This is a genomic window from Mesorhizobium sp. B2-8-5 (assembly GCF_006440675.2).
GTDB lineage: Bacteria > Pseudomonadota > Alphaproteobacteria > Rhizobiales > Rhizobiaceae > Mesorhizobium.
The window spans coordinates 6,434,495-6,456,535 of the sequence record NZ_CP083951.1 but is presented as its reverse complement, the minus strand read 5'-3'; the positions used below and the strand labels follow the sequence as shown (position 1 = coordinate 6,456,535).

Here is a 22,041-nt window from a genome sequence, read left to right as displayed (position 1 = left end):
TAAATTCGTCGGGCAAGCTTTAAGCTGTCTTTAATGCCCGTGGGTTCGCGCTCGCAGGGCTCAGTGACCGGCGCTCATTTCGGCTTCGGAAGCCTTCTCGGCCTCGCTCTTGAACGCGCTCTCGCAATAGGGCGTGCAGGACATGGTCTGGACTTCGGCGCGTCTGTAGATGCGCACCGAGGAGGCGGCTTGTCGCACGACGGTCACCTGTTCATCGATGATCGGGCTGCCGTCCGAATCGAGCACGACCATATTGGTGACACCGAAGCCCTTGCCGGTGAGGACGATGGTCGAGGCGTCCTGCACGGCGGCGTCGGCGATCGCCGGATTGCCGATGACGACGGTGTCGGCCGCGCGTGACAATTTGACGATCTTGGCCTGGTTCATGGTGACTTCTATACCCGCCCCGGCCCTGGCCGGCATGACCAAGGCGGCAGTTGCCAGCAGCGCGGCGACTGGAAACAGCGATCTCGACAACGTCATTGAAGCGCTCCCGGCGGGCAGATTCTTCAACGGAACATGAACGAGATTGGTGAACCAACGGTTAAGCCGGGCCTGGCCATGATTAAGGATCGGCTCGCCTGGCGCGTCATGCGTCGGTGGTGCTTACTGTTTTAGGAATATTGCACAAGCGCCGGTTTCCGGGAGGCCGAGCTGGCTGGCGATGTTTAGGCCACGGTTAACCACACAGCGCGTTCGCCACCGGAAAGGAATCGGTAAGGCTGTTTATTAAGCCGATCGAAACGGCTTCTCCATAGATTTGCAGCATCCGATCAACCGCAAGAGAAAAGTTGACGGAAGTGCTGTAACACGTGGAGTAGGAGCTCTCGAATGTCTAACCTCATTGCACGTTTCGTGAAGGACGAATCCGGCGCGACCGCCATCGAATACGGTCTGATCGCCGCTCTCATCGCGCTCGCCATCATGGTTGGCGCTACCCAGCTCGGCGGCGCGCTGAACGCCAAGTTCGCCAACATCGCCGCGACCCTCAACGGCGCCACGGCTCCGTAACAAGGCCGCGTATCGCGCCTTTTCGACAGAAGGAAAAGGGCCGCCAACTGACGGCCCTTTTTCATGCAGTCGGCCGATTTTGATCGTCCGGCCTCATCGATCGTTAATCCAGCGCGCCTAGGATGACGCTGAAAACATGCCACAGGCACGCCGCATCCATGCTTGAAGCCGTGATCTTCGTCGTCTTTCCTTTCTGCATGCTGTTCGCTGCGGTCTCGGACGCCTTGTCGATGACGATCGCCAACCGTGTTCCCGTGTTGTTGGTGGTGACATTCGCGCTTGTCGCGCCGCTCACCGGCATGGACTGGGCAACCTATGGCTGGCACTTCGCTGCCGGCGCCCTCGTACTTGCCACGACCTTCGGCCTTTTTGCGCTCGGCGGCATGGGCGGCGGCGACGCCAAGCTTCTGGCCGCGACCGCGCTATGGATGGGCCTCAACATCAACCTGATCGGCTATCTGGTGACGTCGGCTTTCATCGGCGGCCTGCTTACCCTCGCAATCCTTGCTTACCGGAAATCGCCGCTCGTCATGTACACCGGCCACAGCCGATTTCTGCGCCATTTCGCGGACGAGAGCGTTGGCATCCCCTATGGCATCGCGCTTGGCGCGGGTGGACTGATCACTTTCCCGGATTCGCCGCTGATGGTCTGGGCGCTGGCGAGGCTCACGGCCTGAATGCATGTCGCCCAGAAGTGCGCAGCGGTTCTGGGACAACGACATGCATCAAGCAAAGACTTGAATCGCGTGGTCTGAATTCCGCCATGCGCCCTAGGCCTCTGGCGATATAGATGTCGGCGATCCCGAGGCGGCCTAGCCGCCTTTTTTGTTAACGGCGGGGCCGTTCCATCCAATTTGAGTAAACCTTAAATTAATCACGATCGTAAGCATTACATTAACCTTGTTTTGACGATTGCGGCTGCAAAGTCCGGCCTGGCGAGGTGGTTTGCCTTGAGGCGAAGGGTTTCGGACGAATGCCAGCATCCCGATTGATTATTCTGGGCGTGGCTGCGGTCGCGGCGGGTGGCGCGGGCTATGTGGCGAAGAACATGGTCGTGGCGCCGCCGCCTCAGGTCGTTGTCGATGCGCCCAAGCAGCCGGCGATCGCATTGCAGGATGTGCTGGTGCTTTCCGGTGACGTGTCGATGGGCAGCCAGCTCGGCACCAACATCAGCTGGGAAGAATGGCCGGCCGATGGCGTCAACGCCAACTTCATCACGCGCGCCGCCGAGCCTGACGCGGTCGAAAAGCTCAAGGGCTCGGTCGCCCGCGTAGCCATGTATACCGGCGAGCCGTTGCGGCGGTCCAAGCTGGTCGGCGAGGGACAGAGCTTCATGTCGTCGATCCTGCCTTCCGGCACGCGCGCTGTCGCGACCGCGATATCGGCTGACACGTCCGCCGGCGGCTTCATCCTGCCCAACGACTTCGTCGACGTCATCATGACCCGCCGCGCCGACACCGGCAACGGCGGCAGCGGCTTCAACACCGAGACGATCCTCAAGAACATCCGCGTGCTGGCCATCGACCAGACCATCCAGGAAGACGAGGAAGGCAAGAAGACCAGGGTCGGCCAAACCGCGACGCTGGAGCTGACGCCGCAGCAGGCCGAGATCATCACCGTGGCGCAGCAGATGGCGGACCGCCTGACGCTGGCGCTGCGCCCGATCACCGACATCCATGAAAAGAATACGGACGAAGCCGACTATCTGGTCAACGGCAACGGCCGACGCGGAACCGTGCGGCTGATCAAGTCCGGCGAGGTTTCCGAGGTGGGAGCAAGGAAATGAGGCCAAACGGTAAACTGCTGCCCTTCCTGGCCGCCGCGGCGATCGGTTTTCTCCTGCTCGGCACCGGCGCCTCGGGACTGGTCGAAGCCAAAGCCGCGGGCGCCGGCGTCTCGGCTTCCGTCGCCACGCAGCGCGTCAAGCTCGGCCTCAACAAATCCGTGGTCATCGACCTGCCGAGCGACGCCTATGATATCCTCGTCGCCAATCCGGCGGTTGCCGATGCCGTGACCCGCACGGCGCGGCGCATCTACCTGTTCGGCAAGGCGGTCGGCGAAACCAACATCTTCGTTTTCGGCCCCAATGGCGAGCAGATCGTCAGCCTGGATCTGGCCGTCGAACGCGACGTCGCCGGGCTGGAGGACTATCTCAAGCGCTTCATCCCGTCCTCGCAGATCAAGGTCGAGCTTCTCAACGACAACGTCGTCCTGACGGGCATGGTCGACACGCCGCTCGATTCCAAGCGCGCCGTCGACCTGGCAACCATTTTCGTGTCCGGCGGTGAAGCGACGACGGGTCAATATTCGCAGACCGCCGCCGGCGGCTCCGTCAATGGCGGCGTCGACATCAACAATCCCGACCAGGAGCGCCGGACCTCCAAGATCGTCAACCTCCTGCAGATCGTCGGCGACGACCAGGTGACGCTCAAGGTTACCGTCGCCGAAGTCAGCCGCTCGGTGATGAAGCAGCTCGGCGTGAATATGGTAGGGAACGGGAGCACCAACGGCATAACCTTTGGCTCCGCCGTCGACACCTATCCCGGCCTCGGCAAGCCGTTGTCCAGCTCCGGCTTCGACTTCAAAAGTTCGTCTCTACAGGGCACCATCAACGCCATGGAACAATCTGGCGTCATGAAGACGCTGGCAGAGCCGACACTGACCGCCGTTTCGGGCGAGAAGGCGACGTTCAAGGTCGGTGGCGAGTACAACATGGTGAGTACCGTCACCAACAACAAATCGACAGACAATCAGACTGGCGAAAGGACATGGACGGCAGACAAGGTCGAATACGGCATCGGGTTGGAGTTCCAGCCGGTGGTGCTGTCTGCCGGTCGCATCAGCCTCAAGGTAAGAACCGCGGTTTCAGAGCCCACTACCGAAGGATCGTTCGCGCTAGGCGACACGAATATCATATCGCTGCGCAAACGCTTGGCGGACACCACGGTGGAATTGCCATCCGGCGGCTCCATGATGATCGCCGGTCTCGTCCGCGACGATGTCCGGCAGGCCGTGGACGGCCTACCCGGGCTGACCAAAATTCCCGTCCTTGGCACGCTGTTCCGCAGCCGCGATTTCGTGCGCAACGAGAGCGAGCTCGTCATCATCATCACGCCCTATCTGACGCGGCCGGTGGCGCGCAACGACCTGGCCAAGCCGGACGACAACTTCAACGCGGCAAGCGATGGCGCCGCCATGTTCCTTGGCCGCGTCAACCGCGTCTACGGCACCATGCAGACCGACCGGCCAGCCGGCCGCTATCACGGTGTCGTGGGCTTCATCTACAAATGAGTGGGAATGCGGATATGTCCAAGTCAGCATCGAAGGTCATGACGGTCCGGACAGCATCCGGTATCGCAAGGATCCGTCGGCAGGTGGTCCCGGCACTGGCGGTCATGCTTGCAGCGTCGCTCACAGGCTGCGCCAACTGGCACCGCGACAGCGTTACGGTCGGGTCGATACCGGACGATTACCGCACGACCCATCCGATCGTCATCGCCGAGAAGAACCAGAAGATCGACCTGCCGGTCGGCGCCGGCGATCGCGGCATGACCGGCGCGCAGCGCGACACGCTGCTCGGTTTTCTCGACGGCTACGACAAGGGAGCCGCCCCGTCGCTGACCATCGCAATCCCGCGAGGCTCGGCCAACGAGGTGGCGGCATTGGTGGCGGGACGCGACTTCGCACGGGTCGCCATGGCGGCGGGCGTCAAGCGCAATCGCATCGTCATGACGTCCTATCAGTCGGCTGTGCCCGAGGCGTCGGCGCCAGTGCGCGTCGCCTTTGTCGCGGTGCGGGCCCAGACCGACAAATGCGGCCGTTGGCCCGACGACCTGACCGAGACGTCGGAGAACAAGCACTATGCCGACTTCGGCTGCTCGTACCAGAACAACATCGCCGCCCAGGTGGCTAATCCCAACGATCTGCTCGGGCCGCGCAAGCAGTCCGATATCGATGCCGAGAACCGGGGCGCAGTAATCGACCTTTATCGCTCGAGAGGCATTTCGAACGAATTCCTCAGCAATTCGGAAGTAACCTACTGAGCCGCGCCGGACGACGAAGAGAGCAGTCACGGAAAGAGCATGACGATGAGCAATCTTGCCTACGACACGCCCGCGGAAACCGGCGACCTTTCGCAGCAGGACATCGCCGCCATGCAGGCGCTGCGTCCCGTGCCGCGCATTTCGATCCAGGCCTTCTGCGAGACCGAGGGGGTCGCCAATCCCGTCGAGCGCGCCGGCGAGGATCGCCGGATGGCCAAGGCCCATCTCAAGGTCCATATGGGCGGCATCCCGACCGCGATCGAGTTCTACCAGTCCGCGCCGACACCGAACCTCATCCTGCTGGAATCGCGCAGCGAACCGCAGCAGTTGCTCGAACAACTCGGCCAGCTCGCGGAATATTGCGATCCGTCCTCCAAGGTCGTGGTTATCGGCCACTACAATGATGTCGGGCTCTATCGCGAGCTTATCCGGTCCGGCATTTCCGAATATGTCATCGCGCCGGTCTCGATGACCGACATCGTCAGCGTCGTGTCGTCGATCTTCGTCGATCCGGAATCGGAGCCGATCGGCCGGTCGATCGCGTTCATCGGCGCCAAGGGCGGCGTCGGCTCGTCGACCATCGCTCACAATGTAGCCTGGGCTATGTCTTCGCTGTTCAAGTCCGAAGTCGTCATTGCCGATCTCGATCTCGCCTTCGGCACCGCCAACATCAATTTCGACCAGGATCCGGCGCAAGGCATCGCCGAGGCGGTGTTTTCGCCCGAGCGGGTCGACGAGGTCTATCTCGACCGTCTGCTTGCGCAATGCGCCGAGCATCTGTCGCTGCTCGCGGCCCCCTCCACGCTCGAGCGCGTCTATGATTTCGACTCCGAGGCCTTCTCGCAGATCATAGAGACAGCGCAGCGCAGCGCGCCCCTGCTGGTCCTCGATGTCCCTCACGTCTGGAGCGGGTGGACGAAGAGCACGCTGATCAAGGCGGACGAGATCGTCATCACGGCCACGCCCGAGCTCGCAAATCTTCGCAACACCAAGAACATGGTTGACATGCTGAAGCGGTTGCGTCCGAACGATCCGCCGCCGAAGCTGATCATCAACCAGGCGGGGGTACCGAAACGGCCCGAGATCGCGGCGTCCGATTTCGCCGAACCGCTCGGCATCACGCCGATGGCCGTGATCAACTTCGAACCGCTGCTATTCGGCAATGCCGCCAACAACGGCCGTATGCTGAGCGAGATGGACGCAAAGAGCCCGGTCGTCACCACCATCAATGAAATAGCGCATGTGCTGACCGGACGCAGCGAAATCAAGGCAAAGAAGAAGGCAGGCCTGGGCTCGATCCTCGGCAAGCTCTCGCGCAACAAGAAGTGACGCTGATTGAGCGGCATCGGGTAGTCGATCATGTTTGGTAAAAGAGGCAAAGACGACGGCAGCCGGGCAACGCCCGAATTCCGTCCGCCGGCAGCTGCTCCCGCCGCGCCCGCTTCGACGGGGACGATGACGGCCGAGCGGCCGGCTGCGCCGACCTCCAGCCCGCCCGTCGCCCCGCCGGCGCGCCGTCCTGTCGAGCCGCCGCCTATGGCGCCGGAGCCGCCAAGAAAGGTCCAGCGCGAGCGCTCGGAAACCTATTACGACACCAAGAGCCAGGTTTTCTCCGCGCTCATCGACACGATCGACCTGTCGCAGCTCGCCAAGCTCGATCCCGAGAGCGCACGCGAGGAAATCCGCGACATCGTCAACGACATCATCGCGATCAAGAACTTCGCAATGTCGATTTCCGAGCAGGAAGAGCTGCTCGAGGACATCTGCAACGACGTTCTGGGCTATGGACCGCTGGAGCCGCTGCTTGCCCGCGACGACATCGCCGACATCATGGTCAACGGCTCCAAGAACGTCTACATCGAAGTCAACGGCAGGGTCGAGCAGACCGGCGTCCGCTTCCGCGACAACCAGCAGCTGCTCAACATCTGCCAGCGCATCGTCAGCCAGGTCGGCCGCCGCGTCGATGAATCGAGCCCGATCTGCGACGCGCGCCTTCCCGACGGCTCGCGTGTCAACGTCATCGCGCCGCCGCTCTCGATCGACGGCACTGCGCTCACCATCCGCAAATTCAAGAAGGACAAGCTGACGCTGGACCAGTTGGTCAAGTTCGGCGCCATCTCGCCGCAAGGCGCGGAGGTTCTCAAGATTATCGGGCGTGTCCGCTGCAACATAGTCATCTCGGGTGGCACAGGCTCCGGCAAGACGACGCTGCTCAACTGCCTGACCAACTATATCGACCGCGAGGAGCGCGTCATCACCTGCGAGGACTCGGCGGAACTGCAGCTGCAGCAGCCGCATGTGGTCCGTCTCGAAACCCGGCCGCCCAATCTCGAGGGCGAGGGCGAGGTGACCATGCGCGATCTGGTCAAGAACTGCCTGCGCATGCGGCCGGAGCGGATCATCGTCGGCGAGGTGCGCGGACCGGAAGTGTTCGACCTGCTGCAGGCGATGAACACCGGTCACGACGGCTCGATGGGAACGATCCACTCGAACAGCCCGCGCGAATGCCTCAACCGTATGGAATCGATGATCGCCATGGGCGGCTATTCACTGCCGCAGCGCACGGTGCGCGAGATCATCGTCGGCTCGATCGACGTGATCATCCAGGCGGCCCGCTTGCGCGACGGCTCGCGCCGCATCACCCACATCACCGAGGTGGTCGGCATGGAAGGCGACGTCATCATCACCCAGGATCTTGTGCTCTACAACATCAAGGGTGAAGACGCCGGCGGCCGGCTGGTCGGCGAGCACGTGTCGACAGGCATCGGCCGTCCGCATTTCTGGGACCGCGCCCGCTACTATGGCGAGGAACAGCGCCTCGCCAACGCGCTCGAGGCGATGGAGAAACGCGCTGACTGATGCAGCTGGAGGTCTGAAGCAATTCCAGGAAAAGTGTGAAGCGGTTTTCCGCCCGGAATTGCGTCTAAACGAAGAAATAGGTCGGTTCGCCGTTTCATTGGAACGGCGAAATGCCCTGGGGATCCAGGTCGATGTTCGGAATTGACACCACCGTACTGGCTTTCATCGTGCTTGCCGGCTTCAGCGCCGGCGCGGTGGCCTATGCTTTTCTGTTCACGCGCATCGACAACGAGAAGCAGGCCGGCAAGCGGCTTCAGACCGTCAAGACAGCCGAAACCGACCGGTCGGTGGTGAAAGCGACGCGCGACCGCGCAGCGGAAGCGGTCAAGCGGCGAAAAAACGTCCAGGACTCGCTGAAGCAGCTCGACGAGAAACAGAAGACCAACGATCGCAACGTCAAGAAACCGCCGCTGAAGACTCAGATCCGCCAAGCCGGCATGCAGGTTCCGATCGAGCGTTTCTATATCTATTCCGCTGTCTGCGGGATCATCCTGACGGCCGTTCTCTTTTTCCTCGGCGCGCCTCTATGGGCTCTGCCCGGTGCCCTGCTGGTGGGCGGCCTCGGCCTGCCGCGCTGGTTCGTGTCGTTTCGCCGCACACGTCGCGTCAAGGCCTTCCTGGAAGAATTTCCGAACGCGCTCGACATCATCGTGCGCGCGGTCAAGTCCGGCCTGCCGCTCAACGATGCGATCCGCCTGATCGCCAACGAATCGCCCGAACCGGTCCGGTCCGAATTCCGCCGCATCGTCGATTCCCAGCAGATGGGCATGTCGGTGCCCGACGCCGCCATGCGCATGACGGAGACGATGCCGTGCAGCGAGGCCGGCTTCTTCGGCATCGTCATCCAGATTCAGTCACAGGCCGGCGGCAATCTGTCCGAGGCGCTGGGCAACCTTTCGCGCGTCCTGCGCGACCGCAAGAAGATGAAGGCCAAGGTCCAGGCGCTGTCGATGGAAGCCAAGGCATCGGCCGTCATCATCGGCGCCTTGCCCTTCGTCGTCGCCTTCCTCGTCTATCTGTCGAGCCCGAACTACATCATGCCGCTGTTCACCACCAACGTCGGCAACCTGATCCTCGGCTGCTCGGGTGTCTGGATGTCGATCGGCATCCTGGTGATGCGCAAGATGATGAACTTCGAAGTCTAGGGGCGCGGATCCAGTGACAGAGCAGGTCGTCAAAACACTCACAGACCCTTCCTTCCTGATCGCGATGCTGGTCGGCATTGCGGTGTTCGCGACCGTCTTCACGCTCATGCCGGCGTTCGGCGGCACTTCGCTCAAGTCGCGCATGAAGAGCGTGGCGCTCGAACGCGACAAATTGCGCGCCGAGCAGCGTACGCGACTGGCCAACGAGGCCGACCGCCGCCGCAAGGGCCTGCGCGAGGAACAGTCCATCGGCATGCGCAACATCGTCGACCGCCTGGATCTGAGGCGCGCGCTTGCCGATGAAAGCACGATCCAGAAGCTCAAGGTCGCGGGCTTCCGTGGCCAGAACCCGCTGACGCGTTTTCTCTTCTTTCGCCTGGTCCTGCCATTCGTCGGTTTTGCCTTGGCGGCCATCTATCTGTTCGTGCTCGGCGGCCTGCCGCAGCAACCCGCTTTCATCAAGCTGTTCGTCTGTGTCGTTGTCGCCTATGGCGGCTTCTACACGCCGATCCTCTACGTCAACAACCGCGCGACCAAGCGCAAGCAGTCGATCCAACTGGCCTGGCCGGACGCGCTCGACCTGATGCTGATCTGCGTGGAATCCGGCATGTCGGTGGAAGCGGCCTTGCGCAGGGTTGCCGACGAAATCGGCACGCAGTCGGTGGCGCTTGCCGAGGAATTCGTGCTCACCAATGCAGAGCTGTCCTATCTGCAGGATCGCAAGATCGCCTATGAGAACCTGGCAAGCCGCACCGGCCTGGAATCGGTGAAGTCGGTGTCGCAGGCCCTGGTCCAGGCCGAACGCTACGGCACGCCGGTGGCGCACGCGCTGCGCGTGCTCGCCTCGGAAAGCCGCGACATGCGCATGAACGCCGCCGAGAAGAAGGCCGCCGCACTTCCGCCAAAGCTCACCGTGCCGATGATCCTGTTCTTCCTGCCGGTTCTGTTCGCCATCATCCTGGGTCCGGCCGGCATCCAGGTCAGCCAGCGCGGCATCTTCGGTGACCAGCACAGCTCCTCCAGCCAGTAGGCGGGCCGTTCGCATCAATGAAAAAAGCCGCGCGGACCCCCGCGCGGCTTTTTTCATTGTCGAAGCGGTCGGCGCTTGGCAGCGTCCGTCAGTTCGTGGCGACTTTCGCCTTGTCCTTGTCCTGATCCTTCAGCTGGCTCCAGGCATTCTGCTGGGCGAGCATCTGCCGCAGATAGGCGACGTTGGCCTGCGCCTGTTCGGGCGACAGTTCCTGCGAGGCGATCTTCTCGGCCTCGTCGAAGCGGCCCTGCAGTCCGACGACCAGCGCGAGGTTCTGCCGCACCCTGCTGTCGGCGCCGGGCTGCTGCGCGGCCGAGCGCATATAGGTTTCCGCCGTGCGCAGGTCGCCTTCGAGCACATAGGACATGCCGAGATTGGACAGCACCGAAGGCTCGTTCGGCTTCAGTTCCAGCGCCTTGCGATAGTCCTGCCGCGCTTCGTCCTTCTGTCCCATCTGGTCGAGAATGGCGGCTTCCGCCGAGACCAGCTTCCAGTCCGGATATTCGGGCGTCTGCGCGCGCCGCACGGCATCAAGGGCCGGCTCGAACTGGCCGTTGGCGGCAAGCGCCTTGCCATAGGCCGCAAGCACTTCGCGATCCTTGGGATAGGCGATCGCCAGCTTGCGCATCACCGCCAGCGACTGGTCGGCGTCGCCGTCCATCTGCAGCGCTGCTGCGAAGTTCATCGCGATGCGCTTGTCGTTCGGGCTGCGGGCGTAGGATTGGCCGAGCCTGGACGTGGCGGTACGCAATTCGCTGGACGACATCGTTTCCAGCGGCCTGCTGTCGGAGCGCGAGATGGAACCCGTGGTGAACTTGCTGGTGCTGCCGCAACCGGCCACGCTGGCCGCAAGCGCCGCCATGAAAGCCGTGGTGATCAGACGCTTGGCTGTAAGGTTCAACGCTTTGGTAGGCATCGGCGCCCGGTCTCCATTCCTGTGCGGCCATTGGCTGGCCGTCTTCCCTCCCGCAGAAATATTCTGTTAACCCTAACGGACCGTTAAGAAGCGCCGACTCAGCAGTTCGGCCGGAGATCATTGCATGCCTGTCGAACTCGTCGAGCAGAAGCCGGAAGCCGCCTTGCCTGTCTATCTGGTGGCAAAGGACGCCCTTGAAGCCGCGGCGTTGCCGCCGCCCGCTATCGCCTGGGCGAGGGCCAACGGTTTTTCCGGCGAGGCAGGGCGCACGCTGGTCCTGGCGGGCGAGGGCGGCGGCCTTGCCGGCGCGCTGTTCGGTATCGGCGACGGCGACAGCGCCCTTGCCCTCGGCGCGCTCGCAAGGACGCTGCCGGAAGGCGACTGGCATTTCGCGTCGGGCCCGGCGCAGCCAGAACTCGCGGCGCTCGCGCTTGTCCTGGCCGGCTATGTCTTTACACGCTACGGTAAGAAGCCCGGCAAGGCTCTGCGCTTTGCGCTTCCCGACGGCGTCGACGCCGCGCATGTCCGCCGCGTCGCCGACAGCGTGTTCCTGGCGCGCGACCTCGTCAACACGCCGACCAGCGACCTCGGTCCGGTCGAGCTGGAAGAAGCCGCCCGAAAGCTGGCGGCCGCCCATGGCGCCGATATCGCCGTGATCCATGGCGACGATCTCCTGGCGCGGAACTTCCCGATGATCCACGCCGTGGGCCGGGCCTCGACCGGCGCGCCGCGGCTGATCGACATGAGTTGGGGGCCGGGCGACGCGCCGAAGGTGACGCTGGTCGGCAAGGGCGTCTGCTTCGATACCGGCGGCCTCGACATCAAGCCGTCGTCGGGCATGCTTCTGATGAAGAAGGACATGGGCGGCGGCGCCAACGTGCTGGGCCTCGCCTCCATGATCATGGCGGCGAAACTCAATGTCCGGCTGCGCGTGCTGATCCCCGCCGTCGAGAATTCGATCGCCGGCAATGCCTTCCGGCCCGGCGACGTGTTGCGCAGCCGCAAGGGCATCACGGTCGAGATCGGCAACACGGACGCCGAAGGCAGGCTGATCCTGGCCGACGCGCTGGCGCTGGCTGATGAGGAACAGCCCGCTTTGCTGATCGACATGGCGACGCTGACCGGTGCCGCCCGTGTCGCGCTGGGGCCCGATTTGCCGCCTTTCTACACCGCTGACGAGACGCTTGCCGTCGATCTGGCCCAGGCATCGGTCGCGGTCGAGGATCCGCTCTGGCGCATGCCTTTGTGGCGCCCCTACGATGCGAAGCTTTCCTCAAGGATCGCCGACATCAACAATGTGACGACGGACGGCTTTGCCGGATCGATCACCGCGGCCCTTTTCCTCAAGCGCTTCGTCGAGAAAACCCACAGCTGGGCGCATTTCGACATCTTCGCCTGGAACCCGGCCGACCGCCCCTACGGCCTGACCGGCGGCGAGGCGCAAGGCATTCGCGCGCTGGAGCGCGTCATCGCCAATCGCTTTGGCTAGACCATGATCCCGAACCGGAGGTCAGCGCAGCAAAAAGTGGGGGGCCGGTTTTCGGATAAGATCATGGTCGAACAAAACAAATCGTCACTGAAACGGAACCGAAACAATTTGCCGGCATGCTTGGGCGATGTCGATCTCGATACGCCCGAGCCAGGCCTTGCGACTGTGGCAGCAGGTGATGCTGGTCCAGGTGCGCGACGGCGCGCCGGATCTCACGATGCGCCAGACAGCGATCCTGTTCACCATCTATCTCGATCCGCCGCCCCATACGGTGCGCGGGCTGGCCGCCAAGCTCAACGTCACCAAGCCGGTCATCACCCGCGCGCTGGATACGATGGGAGCGCTGAAGCTGGTCTCGCGCCATCGCGATGAGCTCGACAAGCGCAACGTGCTGATCCGGCGCACGGTGGAAGGCGCGCTCTTTGTCGAGCGCTTCGGCGATGGTATCGTCGCCCGCGCGCATGAATTGCCCATCTAGAGCATGATCCCGAAAAGTGGGAACCGGTTTTCGGATAAGATCATGCCCCAACAAAGAATTTGACTGGATTTATCGATTTGACCGCCAGGGATGCCCGCCTTCATGCTTTCCGCTCCGACCTTGCCGATGCGAGGCTGAAGGGCGAGGTCGCCGCCGACCGCTTCGTCACCGGCCGCCCGGCGCGGGTCACGGTGTCGGTCGCCGATCTGCGCAAGGCGCCGCGCCCGGATGCGGGCGTGAACACACAGGCGCTGTTCGGCGACGACGTGCTGGTGTTCGAGGATGCCGAAGGCTGGGCTTGGGTGCAGGCCGAACGCGACGGCTATGTCGGCTATGTGGCCGATAATCTGATTGGCGCGCGCGACCATGCGCCGACCCACATCGTCTCCGTGCCGCGCACCTTCCTCTATCCGGGACCGGATCTGCGCTTTCCGATCAGCGGACAGCTGTCGATGAGTTCGACCGTGGCCGTGACCGGTTCGGCCGAAACGCGCGGCACGCATTATGCGTTGCTGCCCTCCGGCCAGGCGGTCATCGCCGGCCATCTGCGGCCGATCGCTGAGCGGGCCGAGGACTACGTCACCGTCGCAGAAACCTTCCTGGGGACCCCCTATCTTTGGGGTGGCGTCTCCGGCTTCGGCATCGACTGTTCCGGGCTTGTGCAGTTGGCAATGCGCATGATTGGCGAGAATGTGCTGCGCGATTCCGACATGCAGGCAGCGAGCATCGGCACGCCGTTCGAGCCGGGTCCGGACTTTGCCGGACTTCAACGCGGCGACCTCGTCTTCTGGAAAGGCCACGTCGCGATCATGACCGACGCTCGCGACATGATCCACGCTAATGGCCACACCATGCTGGTCTCGCGCGAGGGGCTGAAAGAGGCGGTCGATCGCATCGGCTACCTCTATGGCGGCCCGACCGGGTTCAGGAGGCCCTGATCTTTCCTTCTCTCCCGTTCACGGGGAGAAGGTGCCCGAAGGGCGGATGAGGGTCAGCGCGAACCTGCGATTGCTCGCGCTGACCAAGCCAACCTCTGAACATTGGCGCACAGCCCCTCACCTGCCTGCCGGCATCCTCTCCCCGTAACGGGGCGAGGAACCATGATCCCCTTTTGTTCCGATTTTCCTTGGCGATTGCGCGCCGCCGCGCTACCTCTTGCGCGTGACCGAGCAGCCGCGCCTTGCCGAGCAGAATGCCGCTGTCCTGCTGCCTGAGCCATTCGTCAGATGGTTCGGCGAAAAGGGCTGGTCGCCGCGCGTCCATCAGCTCGAGCTGCTGGCGAAGGCTCAAAGCGGCCAATCGGTACTGCTGATCGCCCCGACCGGCGCCGGCAAGACATTGGCCGGCTTCCTGCCGTCGCTGACCGAGCTCGCCAACCGTCCCAAGCGAAAACCCGGCCAGGCGCATCGCGGCATCCACACGCTCTATATCTCGCCGCTCAAGGCTCTGGCCGTCGACATCGAGCGCAATCTCGGCAAGCCGGTCGAGGAGATCGGACTGCCCGTCACCATCGAAACGCGCACCGGCGACACGCCTTCGCACAAGCGCCAGCGGCAAAAGCTTGTACCGCCCGACATCCTGCTCACCACGCCCGAGCAACTCGCGCTGCTGATCGCCTCGAACGACGCCAGGCGCTTCTTCGAGGATTTGCGCTATGTCGTGCTCGATGAACTACATTCGTTGGTCACCTCCAAGCGCGGCCATCTGCTGGCACTTGGCCTGGCGCGGTTGCGCGCCTTTGTGCCCGGGTTGCAAACGATAGGCCTGTCAGCCACCGTGGCCGAACCGGACGAATTGCGGCGTTGGCTGGTCAGTCAGGCTTCTCCCGGCGCCATGTCCGAGCTCATCGTCGTCACGGGCGGCGCCAAGCCCGAGATATCAATCCTCGATTCAGAAGAACGGGTGCCCTGGGCCGGGCACTCGGCCCGCTACGCCACTCCCGAGATCTATCGCGAGATCAAGCGGCACAAGACCACGCTGCTGTTCGTCAATACGCGCAGCCAGGCCGAGCTTTTGTTCCAGGAGCTTTGGCGCGTCAATGAAGACACTTTGCCGATCGCGCTCCATCACGGTTCGCTGGACGTCGCTCAGCGCCGCCGCGTCGAGAAGGCCATGGGTGAAAACGCGTTGCGCGCCATTGTTGCTACATCCACCTTGGACCTCGGCATCGACTGGGGCGACGTGGATCTGGTCGTGCATGTCGGCGCACCGAAGGGCGCCAGCCGGCTGGCGCAGCGCATCGGTCGCGCCAACCACCGCATGGATGAGCCCTCCAAGGCGATCCTCATTCCGGCCAACCGCTTCGAGGTGCTGGAGTGCCGGGCGGCGCTTGATGCCAACTATCTCGGCGCGCAGGACACCCCGCCGCTGGTCAATGGCGGGCTCGATGTGCTGGCGCAGCATGTGCTGGGTTGCGCCTGTGGGGCGCCGTTCCATGCCGATGCGTTGTTCGAAGAGGTAAGGACGGCCGCACCCTACGCCAGCCTGGACAGGCCGACATTCGACCGGGTCATCGACTTCGTCGCCACCGGCGGCTACGCGCTGAGAAATTACGAGCGCTATGCCCGCATCCGGCAGACGAAGGAAGGCCTGTGGCGGGTTTCAAATCCGGGTGTCGCCCAGCAATACAGGCTGAATGTCGGCACCATCATCGAAGTGCCGGCGCTCAACGTTCGCTACGTCCAGGCCGGCAGCAGGGGAGCGGCCTCGCGCGGCGGCAGGGTGTTGGGAAAGATCGAGGAAGCGTTTCTGGAGACCTTGACCCACGGTGACACCTTCATGTTCGCCGGCAAGATCTTGCGCTTCGAAGGCATCCGCGAGAACGAGTGCTTCGTCTCGAACGCGCCCGGCAGCGATGCGAAAGTTCCCTATTACGGCGGCGGCAAATTCCCGCTTTCGACTTACCTGGCCGAGCAGGTGCGGGCCATGCTCGACGACCCGCAACGCTGGAAGAAGCTGCCCGAGCAGGTCGCGGATTGGCTGCGGTTCCAGGCGGACAAGTCGGTGCTGCCGAAACGCGACGATCTGTTGATCGAGACTTTTCCACGCGGTAACCGATATTACCTCGTCGCCTATCCGTTCGAAGGCAGGCTTGCGCATCAGACGCTCGGCATGCTGCTCACGCGACGGCTCGATCGTGTGGGAGCCAAGCCGGTCGGCTTCGTCGCCACCGACTATGCGCTGGCCATCTGGTCGCTGGCCGACATGGGCTGGATGTTCGAGAACAGGAAACCGTCGCTGGCCACACTGTTCGATCAGGACATGCTTGGGGATGACCTCGAAGCCTGGTTTGCCGACAGCTGGCTGCTGAAGCGCACCTTCCGGAACTGCGCGCTGATTTCCGGCCTGATCGAAAAGCGCCACCCAGGCAAGGAAAAAAGCGGTCGTCAGGTCACTGTGTCGACAGACCTGATCTATGACGTGCTGCGCAGCCATGAACCCGACCACATTCTGCTGCAGGCCACCCGTACCGATGCCGCGACCGGGTTGCTCGATGTCAGCAGACTTGCCGAGATGCTCTCGCGCATCCGCGGTCGAATCATGCATAAGAATCTCGAGCAGATATCGCCGTTGGCCGTGCCGATCATGCTTGAAATCGGCAAGATGCCGGTGAATGGCGAGGCGGATGAAACACTGCTAATGGATGCCGCCACCCTCGTCGAAGAGGCCATGGGGCCGGAAATGGCGGACTGAAAGAAGGCCTGGAGGGGATGAATTTTTCGCTGTCGCGCGCAACGCTGATCGCCGAGGCCGACCTTGTCGGCATCGCCGGTGAGCGCGCGGTCTGCGACCGGCGCGGCGTGCTCTATTTCCCCGATCTGCGGCTGCTCGCCGTCTCTGACTTGCATCTCGAAAAAGGCTCTTCTTTCGCAAAGCGCGGCGCGCTGATCCCGCCTTACGACACGGGCGCCACCTTGCTGCGGTTGCAGGCGGTCATCGCCGACTACCAGCCGCGGATCGTCCTCAGCCTGGGCGACTCCTTCCACGACGGCGGCGGCGCCGAGCGCATGCATTCGAGTTTCCGCGAAAGGCTGGAGGCGATGATGGCCGGCCGCGACTGGTTCTGGGTCGCCGGCAACCACGACCCGGATGCTCCCGCCGACCTGCCAGGCGAGACCGTCAAGGAACTCGCCATCGGCTCGCTGCTCTTCCGTCATGAGCCGTCGAAGACGTGGGTTGAGGGCGAAATCGCCGGCCATCTCCACCCTTGCGCGCGCATCGTCCAGCGCGGCCGCTCGGTCAGGCGGCGCTGCTTCGCCGGCGACGGCGGTCGCATGATCATGCCGGCCTTCGGCGCCTATACCGGCTCCCTTAACGTGCTCGACCGCGCCTATTCCGGCCTGTTCCGGCTGGAAACATTGATGGCCTATATGCTCGGCGCCGAGCGCATCTTCGCCATCTCGGGCTCCATGCTGCGCCCGGGGTGAAAGACTACTCGCGGCCGTAATAGAGCGTCACGGTGTGCTTCGCCTCGGCGAAGAACAGCCAGCGCTCGACGAGCATGCCGGCGAGCTGGGACATAGCCGCGAGCGCCGACGCAATCGCCACGAAGGGCCACGGCAAGACGAACGCGACGGCAAGCAGGGCAGCCGGCGCGACGAAAGCCAGGCCTTGCGCGATCCGCCGCAGCTTGGCGCTGTGCTTGCGGGCGATGCGAAAGCCCATTTCCTTCAGCAGATAGTTTTCTTCGGTGTGCGGCCATTCGATCGACCGCACCGTGCCGCCTGCCAAACCAGTCGCCGTATTGGCCGTGGTCGGGATCTCCAACCGGTCATTGTAGCGCCAGGTCGCAAGCTTCCAGCCCCAACCGATAAGCGTGGCAAGCAACGCGCAGATTAGCACCGCCGTTGAACCCAGCTTGAACCCCTGGAGCAAAGCGTTGGCGAGAACGCTTCCGGTCATCGCTGCGAAAATGAGATAAGCCGGCAAAGTATAGCGGCTGTGCCATTGGGCGATCGGCTTCAGCGAGGCGTAGATCATGCCCGTCGTGCAGACTGTCGTCACCGCGCCGGCCGCCGCCAGCAGGCCGGCGATCGCCACCCAGCCGCCGCTGCGGCCGAGAAGCACCCAGCCGATGCCGAACAAGGCAGCCGGAACGAAGGTGGCGACCGAGGCCACGCCTTCGCGCGACAGCCACGAGCTGCGCCATTGCGAGAAGGCGCGCCATGCCCGCTCGGGCCGGCCGAGATGGCCGGTCGACGACAGCAATCCGGCCGCGATCAGGCCAAGCGCCAACCCCATGCCGACAAAGCCCAGCCAGAAATCGGCTGGGATGTACCCCAACCCGCCAAGCAGGCCGAGCTGCGCCAGCAGGCCGTAGCCGGCCCCTGTGGCTGTGGTGAAGAATACGACCGAGAAAGCGGGATGCATGATCGGTCAGTTCGAAAGCATGCGATCGATCCAGCCGAGAAAGCCGCCCTCGGCCTTGATCGGCTCCAGTGCCGGTGCGTCCACCTTCGCCGCCCGCTCGCTGCGGGCACGCGGCGGCAGATATCCGTTGGTCGGCTTGTAGCCAAGCTCCGGCATCAGCGCGACGCCGCCACGTTCCTCGACAAGCTGCGAGATCGCCGAAGCCGGATCGCCGAGATCGCCGAAATGCCGGGCGCTGGTCGGGCAAGCGGCAACGCAGGCGGGCACGCGATCCTCCTCGGCCAGATTGTCGTTGTAGATGCGGTCGACGCACAGCGTGCATTTCTTCATCACGCCGACATCGGTATCGAACTCGCGCGCGCCGTAGGGGCAGGCCCAGCTGCACAATTTGCAGCCGATGCATTTATCCTCGTCGACCAGCACGATGCCGTCCGAGGCGCGCTTGTAGGAGGCGCCGGTCGGGCACACGGTGACGCAGGCCGGCTGCTCGCAATGCAGGCAGGAACGCGGGAAGTTCACCGTGCGGCCGCCAAGCTCTGTCGTATGCTCATAACTGTGCACGCGGTTGAACCAGACGCCGTCGACATGTCCGCCATAGGGATCGATGTCGGTCAGCGGCGCCATGTGGCCGCCGGTGTTCCACTCCTTGCAGGCGGTGACGCAGGCCTGGCAGCCCACGCAGGTGTCGAGGTCGATGACGAGGCCGAGTTTCTTGTCGGTCCGGGCGGGAAGGCAGGTCATTCGGCGGCTTCCCTGTTCATGCGAAACGCGGCGCCGAAGCGAAGCACTTCGGGCGAAGGTTCGAAATGCGGCGGCTGGGCGAAACGCTCGAATTGCGGCTCGGTGAAGCCGGCTTCCTGCGGCGCGCATTTGACGATCCGCACGCGCACGTCAAACCATGCCGCCTGTCCGGTGACCGGGTCTGAATTGGAGTAACGCTTGCCGTTGGCGTCGGCCGATGTCTGGTCGCCGATAATGTGGTTGAGCAGGAAGCCGCGATTGCTTTCCGCCGCATCGTCCTTCAGGCCCCAACTGCCGCGCCGCTTGCCGACCGCGTTCCAGGTCCACACCGTGTCCGGATTCACGCCGTCGATCAGCTTGATCTGGCCTTTCACCCGGCCGTTGACGCTTTCGATCCACACCCAGTCGTCGTCGGCGAGGCCAAGTCCGGCGGCCGTCTGGCTATGCACGAACAGCCGGTTCTGGCTGGTGATCTGCCGCAGCCACGCATTCTGCGAGCCCCAGGAATGGTACATGTGCATCGGCCGCTGCGTCAGCGCATGCAGCGGATATTTTCCGAGGTCGACGGCGTCGTCCTCGAAGGGCGCGTACCAGAATGGCAGCGGGTCCATATAGGCTTCGATGCGGCCGCGCTCGGCGTCGGGTGGCTGCACCTTGCCATGGCCGCGCGCGGCAAGCCTGAACCGCTGCATCGGCTCCGAGTAGAGCTGGAAGACAATAGGCTCGGCCTTGGGGATGAAACCCATCTCGACGGCGAAGTCGAGATAGGCGCGGTTGCCCATTTTGTAATAGCGCTGGTCGTCGGAGAAATCGTGATGCCAGAAGCCGCCATTGTCGATATAGCGCTGCAGCTGGTCGGGGTTGACGTCGCCCCTGCCGATCGAGCCGCCATTCTTGCCGCGCCAGCCGGCTAAAGGGCCGATGCCGGGCGTGCGCTGATGGTTGACGATATAGTCGGCATAACAGCTGTATTTGGCCGAACCGTGCTCGTCGACGAAGCCTGGCAGGCCAAGCCGCGCGCCGAGCTCGATCAGCACCGACTGGAACGGCCGCACGTCGCGGTCCGGCTGCACCACTGGATGGCGGATGGCGTCGGCGGCCCCGTCGGCATGGCTGATCGGCCGGTCGAGCAGGCTGATGCAGTCGTGCCGCTCGAGATAGGTGGTGTCGGGCAGCACCAGGTCGGCGAAGGGCACGGTCTCGGAATAATAGGCGTCGGAATAGATGATGAAGGGGATCTTGTAGGCGCCGGCCTCGTCCTTGTCGGTCAGCATGGCAATCGTCTCGACGGTGTTCATCGACGAGTTCCACGCCATGTTCGACATGTACATCATCAGCGTGTCGATCGGATAAGGATCGCCGGCCCAGGCGTTGCGGATGACCGAGTGCATCAGCCCATGCGCGGCCAGGGGAGCTTCCCAGGAATAGGCCTTGTCGATGCGGGTGGGCTGGCCGGCGTCGTCGACGAGAAGATCGTCCGGTCCGCAGACGAAGCCGAGCGGCATGCCGTCGAGCGGCGTCATCGGCCGAACGTTTTTTCCGCATGGCTTCGGCCCCGGCGGCGCCGGGCGCGGATAAGGCGGCTTGAAGCGGAAGCCGCCGGGGACATCGACGGTGCCGAGCAGCACCTGCAGCAGATGGATGGCGCGGCAGGTGTGAAAACCGTTGGAATGGGCCGAGATGCCGCGCATGGCATGCATCGAGACAGGCCGTCCCTCGATCGTCTCGTGCCGCCGGCCCGCCCAGTCGGTCCAGGCTATCGGCAGTTCGATCGTCTGCTCGAAGGCGACATGCGCCAGCTCCGCCGCGATGCGCCGGATCGTTTCCGCGCTGACGCCGCAGCGCTCCGCCACGGCGTCCGGCGAATACGTCTCGTCGAGATAGCGTTCGGCGATGAGCTGGAAGACAGGCACGCAGCGCTGTCCGCCGACCTCATGGCAGCCGGTCAGCGCTGGCTTTGCTTCGGGGTCGGCCGCATTGACCGGTTGCTTGGCCGCCCTGTCCCAGGCAAGCGGATTGCCGTCCGCGTCACGCACGAACAACCCGTCATCGGCGGCCCCCGGCTCCTGCACGACCAGCACCGACGCGTTGGTGTAGCGCAGCAGATAGTCGAGATCGACGCGGCCGGCCTTGAGCAGTTCGTGGACAAGGGCAAGCACGAACAGCCCGTCCGTCCCCGGCCTTATCCCGATCCAGTCGTCGGCGATGGCGTTGTAGCCGGTGCGGCAGGGGTTGATCGAAACCACCTTGGCGCCGCGCGCCTTGAGCTTGCCGAGGCCGATCTTGATCGGGTTGGAATCATGGTCCTCGGCGACGCCGAACAGCATGAAGTATCTGGTGTTGTCCCAGTCGGGCTCGCCGAATTCCCAGAACGAGCCGCCGATCGTGTAGAGCCCGCCGGCCGCCATGTTGACGGAGCAGAAGCCGCCATGCGCGGCGAAATTGGGCGTGCCGAATTTCGAGGCCCACCAGCCGGTCAGCGATTGCGACTGGTCGCGTCCGGTGAAGAAGGCGAGTTTTTTCGGGTCGGTGCGCCGGATCGACGACAGCCTTTCGGTGGCGATGGTCAGCGCTTCGTCCCACTCGATCTCGCGGAACTCGCCCGAGCCGCGCGGCCCGGTCCTCAGCAGTGGTTTCTGCAGCCGCGCTGGGCTGTAGTGCTGCATGATGCCGGCGCTGCCCTTCCCGCAGATCACGCCCCGGTTCACCGGATGGTCCTTGTTGCCGTTGATGTAGCGGACCTTGCCGTCCTTGATGTGGACGTCGATGCCGCAGCGGCAGGCGCACATGTAGCAGGTGGTCTTGGCGGTGCGGTCGGAGACGCTTGGTGAGGTCTCGACGCCGTCGCCCTCGTCCGGCGCTCGGCTGTCGGCCAGCGGCCGCTGCGAGGGGGCGGAATTGGCGCCGCGCGGCGCGGCTTTGCTCATGATCCGCGAACGCTCTTGCCGTTCGCCATCTT

19 protein-coding genes are annotated in these 22,041 nt (G+C 63.8%); 14 read left to right on the top strand and 5 right to left on the bottom strand.

What is annotated here, in order from left to right:
* Nucleotides 1–60: 60 nt before the first annotated feature.
* Nucleotides 61–483, bottom strand: a complete 423-nt coding sequence (locus FJ430_RS31520) for a pilus assembly protein N-terminal domain-containing protein (RefSeq protein ID WP_140656278.1) — start codon at nucleotides 481–483, stop codon at nucleotides 61–63.
* Between the two features lie 348 nt (nucleotides 484–831).
* On the opposite strand from FJ430_RS31520, the gene FJ430_RS31515 reads away from it, so the two are divergent.
* The 9 genes from FJ430_RS31515 to FJ430_RS31475 all read left to right on the top strand — a co-directional run bounded on the left by FJ430_RS31515 (nucleotide 832) and on the right by FJ430_RS31475 (nucleotide 10,088).
* Nucleotides 832–1,011, top strand: a complete 180-nt coding sequence (locus FJ430_RS31515; protein WP_095765933.1) for a Flp family type IVb pilin — start codon at nucleotides 832–834, stop codon at nucleotides 1,009–1,011.
* Nucleotides 1,012–1,169: 158 nt separating this feature from the next.
* A complete protein-coding gene (locus FJ430_RS31510) occupies nucleotides 1,170–1,688 on the top strand; it encodes a prepilin peptidase (RefSeq protein WP_140702794.1) in 519 nt (172 codons plus the stop codon).
* A 296-nt stretch (nucleotides 1,689–1,984) separates the two neighbouring features.
* A complete protein-coding gene (gene cpaB / locus FJ430_RS31505) occupies nucleotides 1,985–2,797 on the top strand; it encodes a Flp pilus assembly protein CpaB (protein WP_140702799.1) in 813 nt (270 codons plus the stop codon).
* Nucleotides 2,794–4,302: a type II and III secretion system protein family protein gene (locus FJ430_RS31500; protein ID WP_140702804.1), complete on the top strand. Its 1,509-nt coding sequence runs from the start codon at nucleotides 2,794–2,796 to the stop codon at nucleotides 4,300–4,302. Before cpaB ends, FJ430_RS31500 begins: the two co-directional genes overlap by 4 nt.
* 14 nt (nucleotides 4,303–4,316) lie before the next feature.
* Nucleotides 4,317–5,054, top strand: a complete 738-nt coding sequence (locus FJ430_RS31495) for a CpaD family pilus assembly protein (protein ID WP_140645305.1) — start codon at nucleotides 4,317–4,319, stop codon at nucleotides 5,052–5,054.
* Between the two features lie 45 nt (nucleotides 5,055–5,099).
* The gene (locus FJ430_RS31490) at nucleotides 5,100–6,383 is read left to right on the top strand and encodes an AAA family ATPase (RefSeq protein WP_181175225.1); all 1,284 of its coding nucleotides are present in this window, start codon (nucleotides 5,100–5,102) and stop codon (nucleotides 6,381–6,383) included.
* A gap of 30 nt (nucleotides 6,384–6,413) precedes the next feature.
* Entirely contained in the window at nucleotides 6,414–7,913 is a 1,500-nt protein-coding gene (locus FJ430_RS31485) for a CpaF family protein (protein WP_140656283.1), read from the top strand.
* A 131-nt stretch (nucleotides 7,914–8,044) separates the two neighbouring features.
* Nucleotides 8,045–9,058, top strand: a complete 1,014-nt coding sequence (locus FJ430_RS31480; RefSeq protein WP_140645302.1) for a type II secretion system F family protein — start codon at nucleotides 8,045–8,047, stop codon at nucleotides 9,056–9,058.
* A gap of 13 nt (nucleotides 9,059–9,071) precedes the next feature.
* On the top strand, nucleotides 9,072–10,088 hold the full coding sequence (locus tag FJ430_RS31475) for a type II secretion system F family protein (protein WP_140645301.1): 1,017 nt from the start codon (nucleotides 9,072–9,074) through the stop codon (nucleotides 10,086–10,088).
* 88 nt (nucleotides 10,089–10,176) lie between these two features.
* Here the strand turns inward: FJ430_RS31475 and FJ430_RS31470 are convergent, their stop codons facing one another.
* Nucleotides 10,177–11,004, bottom strand: a complete 828-nt coding sequence (locus tag FJ430_RS31470; protein WP_140656286.1) for a tetratricopeptide repeat protein — start codon at nucleotides 11,002–11,004, stop codon at nucleotides 10,177–10,179.
* A 124-nt stretch (nucleotides 11,005–11,128) separates the two neighbouring features.
* Between FJ430_RS31470 and FJ430_RS31465 the strand changes: the two genes are divergently transcribed.
* The 5 genes from FJ430_RS31465 to pdeM all read left to right on the top strand — a co-directional run bounded on the left by FJ430_RS31465 (nucleotide 11,129) and on the right by pdeM (nucleotide 17,398).
* Nucleotides 11,129–12,493 (top strand): leucyl aminopeptidase family protein, encoded by a 1,365-nt coding sequence (locus FJ430_RS31465; protein ID WP_140702812.1) that lies wholly within the window; start codon nucleotides 11,129–11,131, stop codon nucleotides 12,491–12,493.
* A gap of 127 nt (nucleotides 12,494–12,620) precedes the next feature.
* Complete coding sequence (locus tag FJ430_RS31460; RefSeq protein WP_140702814.1) at nucleotides 12,621–12,971, top strand: MarR family winged helix-turn-helix transcriptional regulator; 351 nt, start codon at nucleotides 12,621–12,623, stop codon at nucleotides 12,969–12,971.
* A gap of 77 nt (nucleotides 12,972–13,048) precedes the next feature.
* The gene (locus FJ430_RS31455; RefSeq protein WP_140702816.1) at nucleotides 13,049–13,909 is read left to right on the top strand and encodes an NlpC/P60 family protein; all 861 of its coding nucleotides are present in this window, start codon (nucleotides 13,049–13,051) and stop codon (nucleotides 13,907–13,909) included.
* A 223-nt stretch (nucleotides 13,910–14,132) separates the two neighbouring features.
* Nucleotides 14,133–16,664: a ligase-associated DNA damage response DEXH box helicase gene (locus tag FJ430_RS31450; protein ID WP_140702818.1), complete on the top strand. Its 2,532-nt coding sequence runs from the start codon at nucleotides 14,133–14,135 to the stop codon at nucleotides 16,662–16,664.
* 17 nt (nucleotides 16,665–16,681) lie between these two features.
* Nucleotides 16,682–17,398, top strand: a complete 717-nt coding sequence (gene pdeM, locus FJ430_RS31445) for a ligase-associated DNA damage response endonuclease PdeM (protein WP_140702821.1) — start codon at nucleotides 16,682–16,684, stop codon at nucleotides 17,396–17,398.
* 4 nt (nucleotides 17,399–17,402) lie between these two features.
* Here pdeM and FJ430_RS31440 read toward each other — a convergent pair whose 3' ends face one another.
* The 3 genes from FJ430_RS31440 to FJ430_RS31430 are packed head-to-tail and all read right to left on the bottom strand — an operon-like array spanning nucleotide 17,403 to nucleotide 22,009.
* Nucleotides 17,403–18,341, bottom strand: coding sequence for a dimethyl sulfoxide reductase anchor subunit family protein (locus FJ430_RS31440; protein WP_140702823.1), 939 nt, complete (start codon nucleotides 18,339–18,341; stop codon nucleotides 17,403–17,405).
* A gap of 6 nt (nucleotides 18,342–18,347) precedes the next feature.
* Nucleotides 18,348–19,082 (bottom strand): 4Fe-4S dicluster domain-containing protein, encoded by a 735-nt coding sequence (locus FJ430_RS31435; RefSeq protein WP_140702825.1) that lies wholly within the window; start codon nucleotides 19,080–19,082, stop codon nucleotides 18,348–18,350.
* A complete protein-coding gene (locus FJ430_RS31430; protein ID WP_140702827.1) occupies nucleotides 19,079–22,009 on the bottom strand; it encodes a molybdopterin oxidoreductase family protein in 2,931 nt (976 codons plus the stop codon). The genes FJ430_RS31435 and FJ430_RS31430 overlap by 4 nt, the downstream gene beginning before the upstream one ends.
* Nucleotides 22,010–22,041 lie beyond the last annotated feature (32 nt).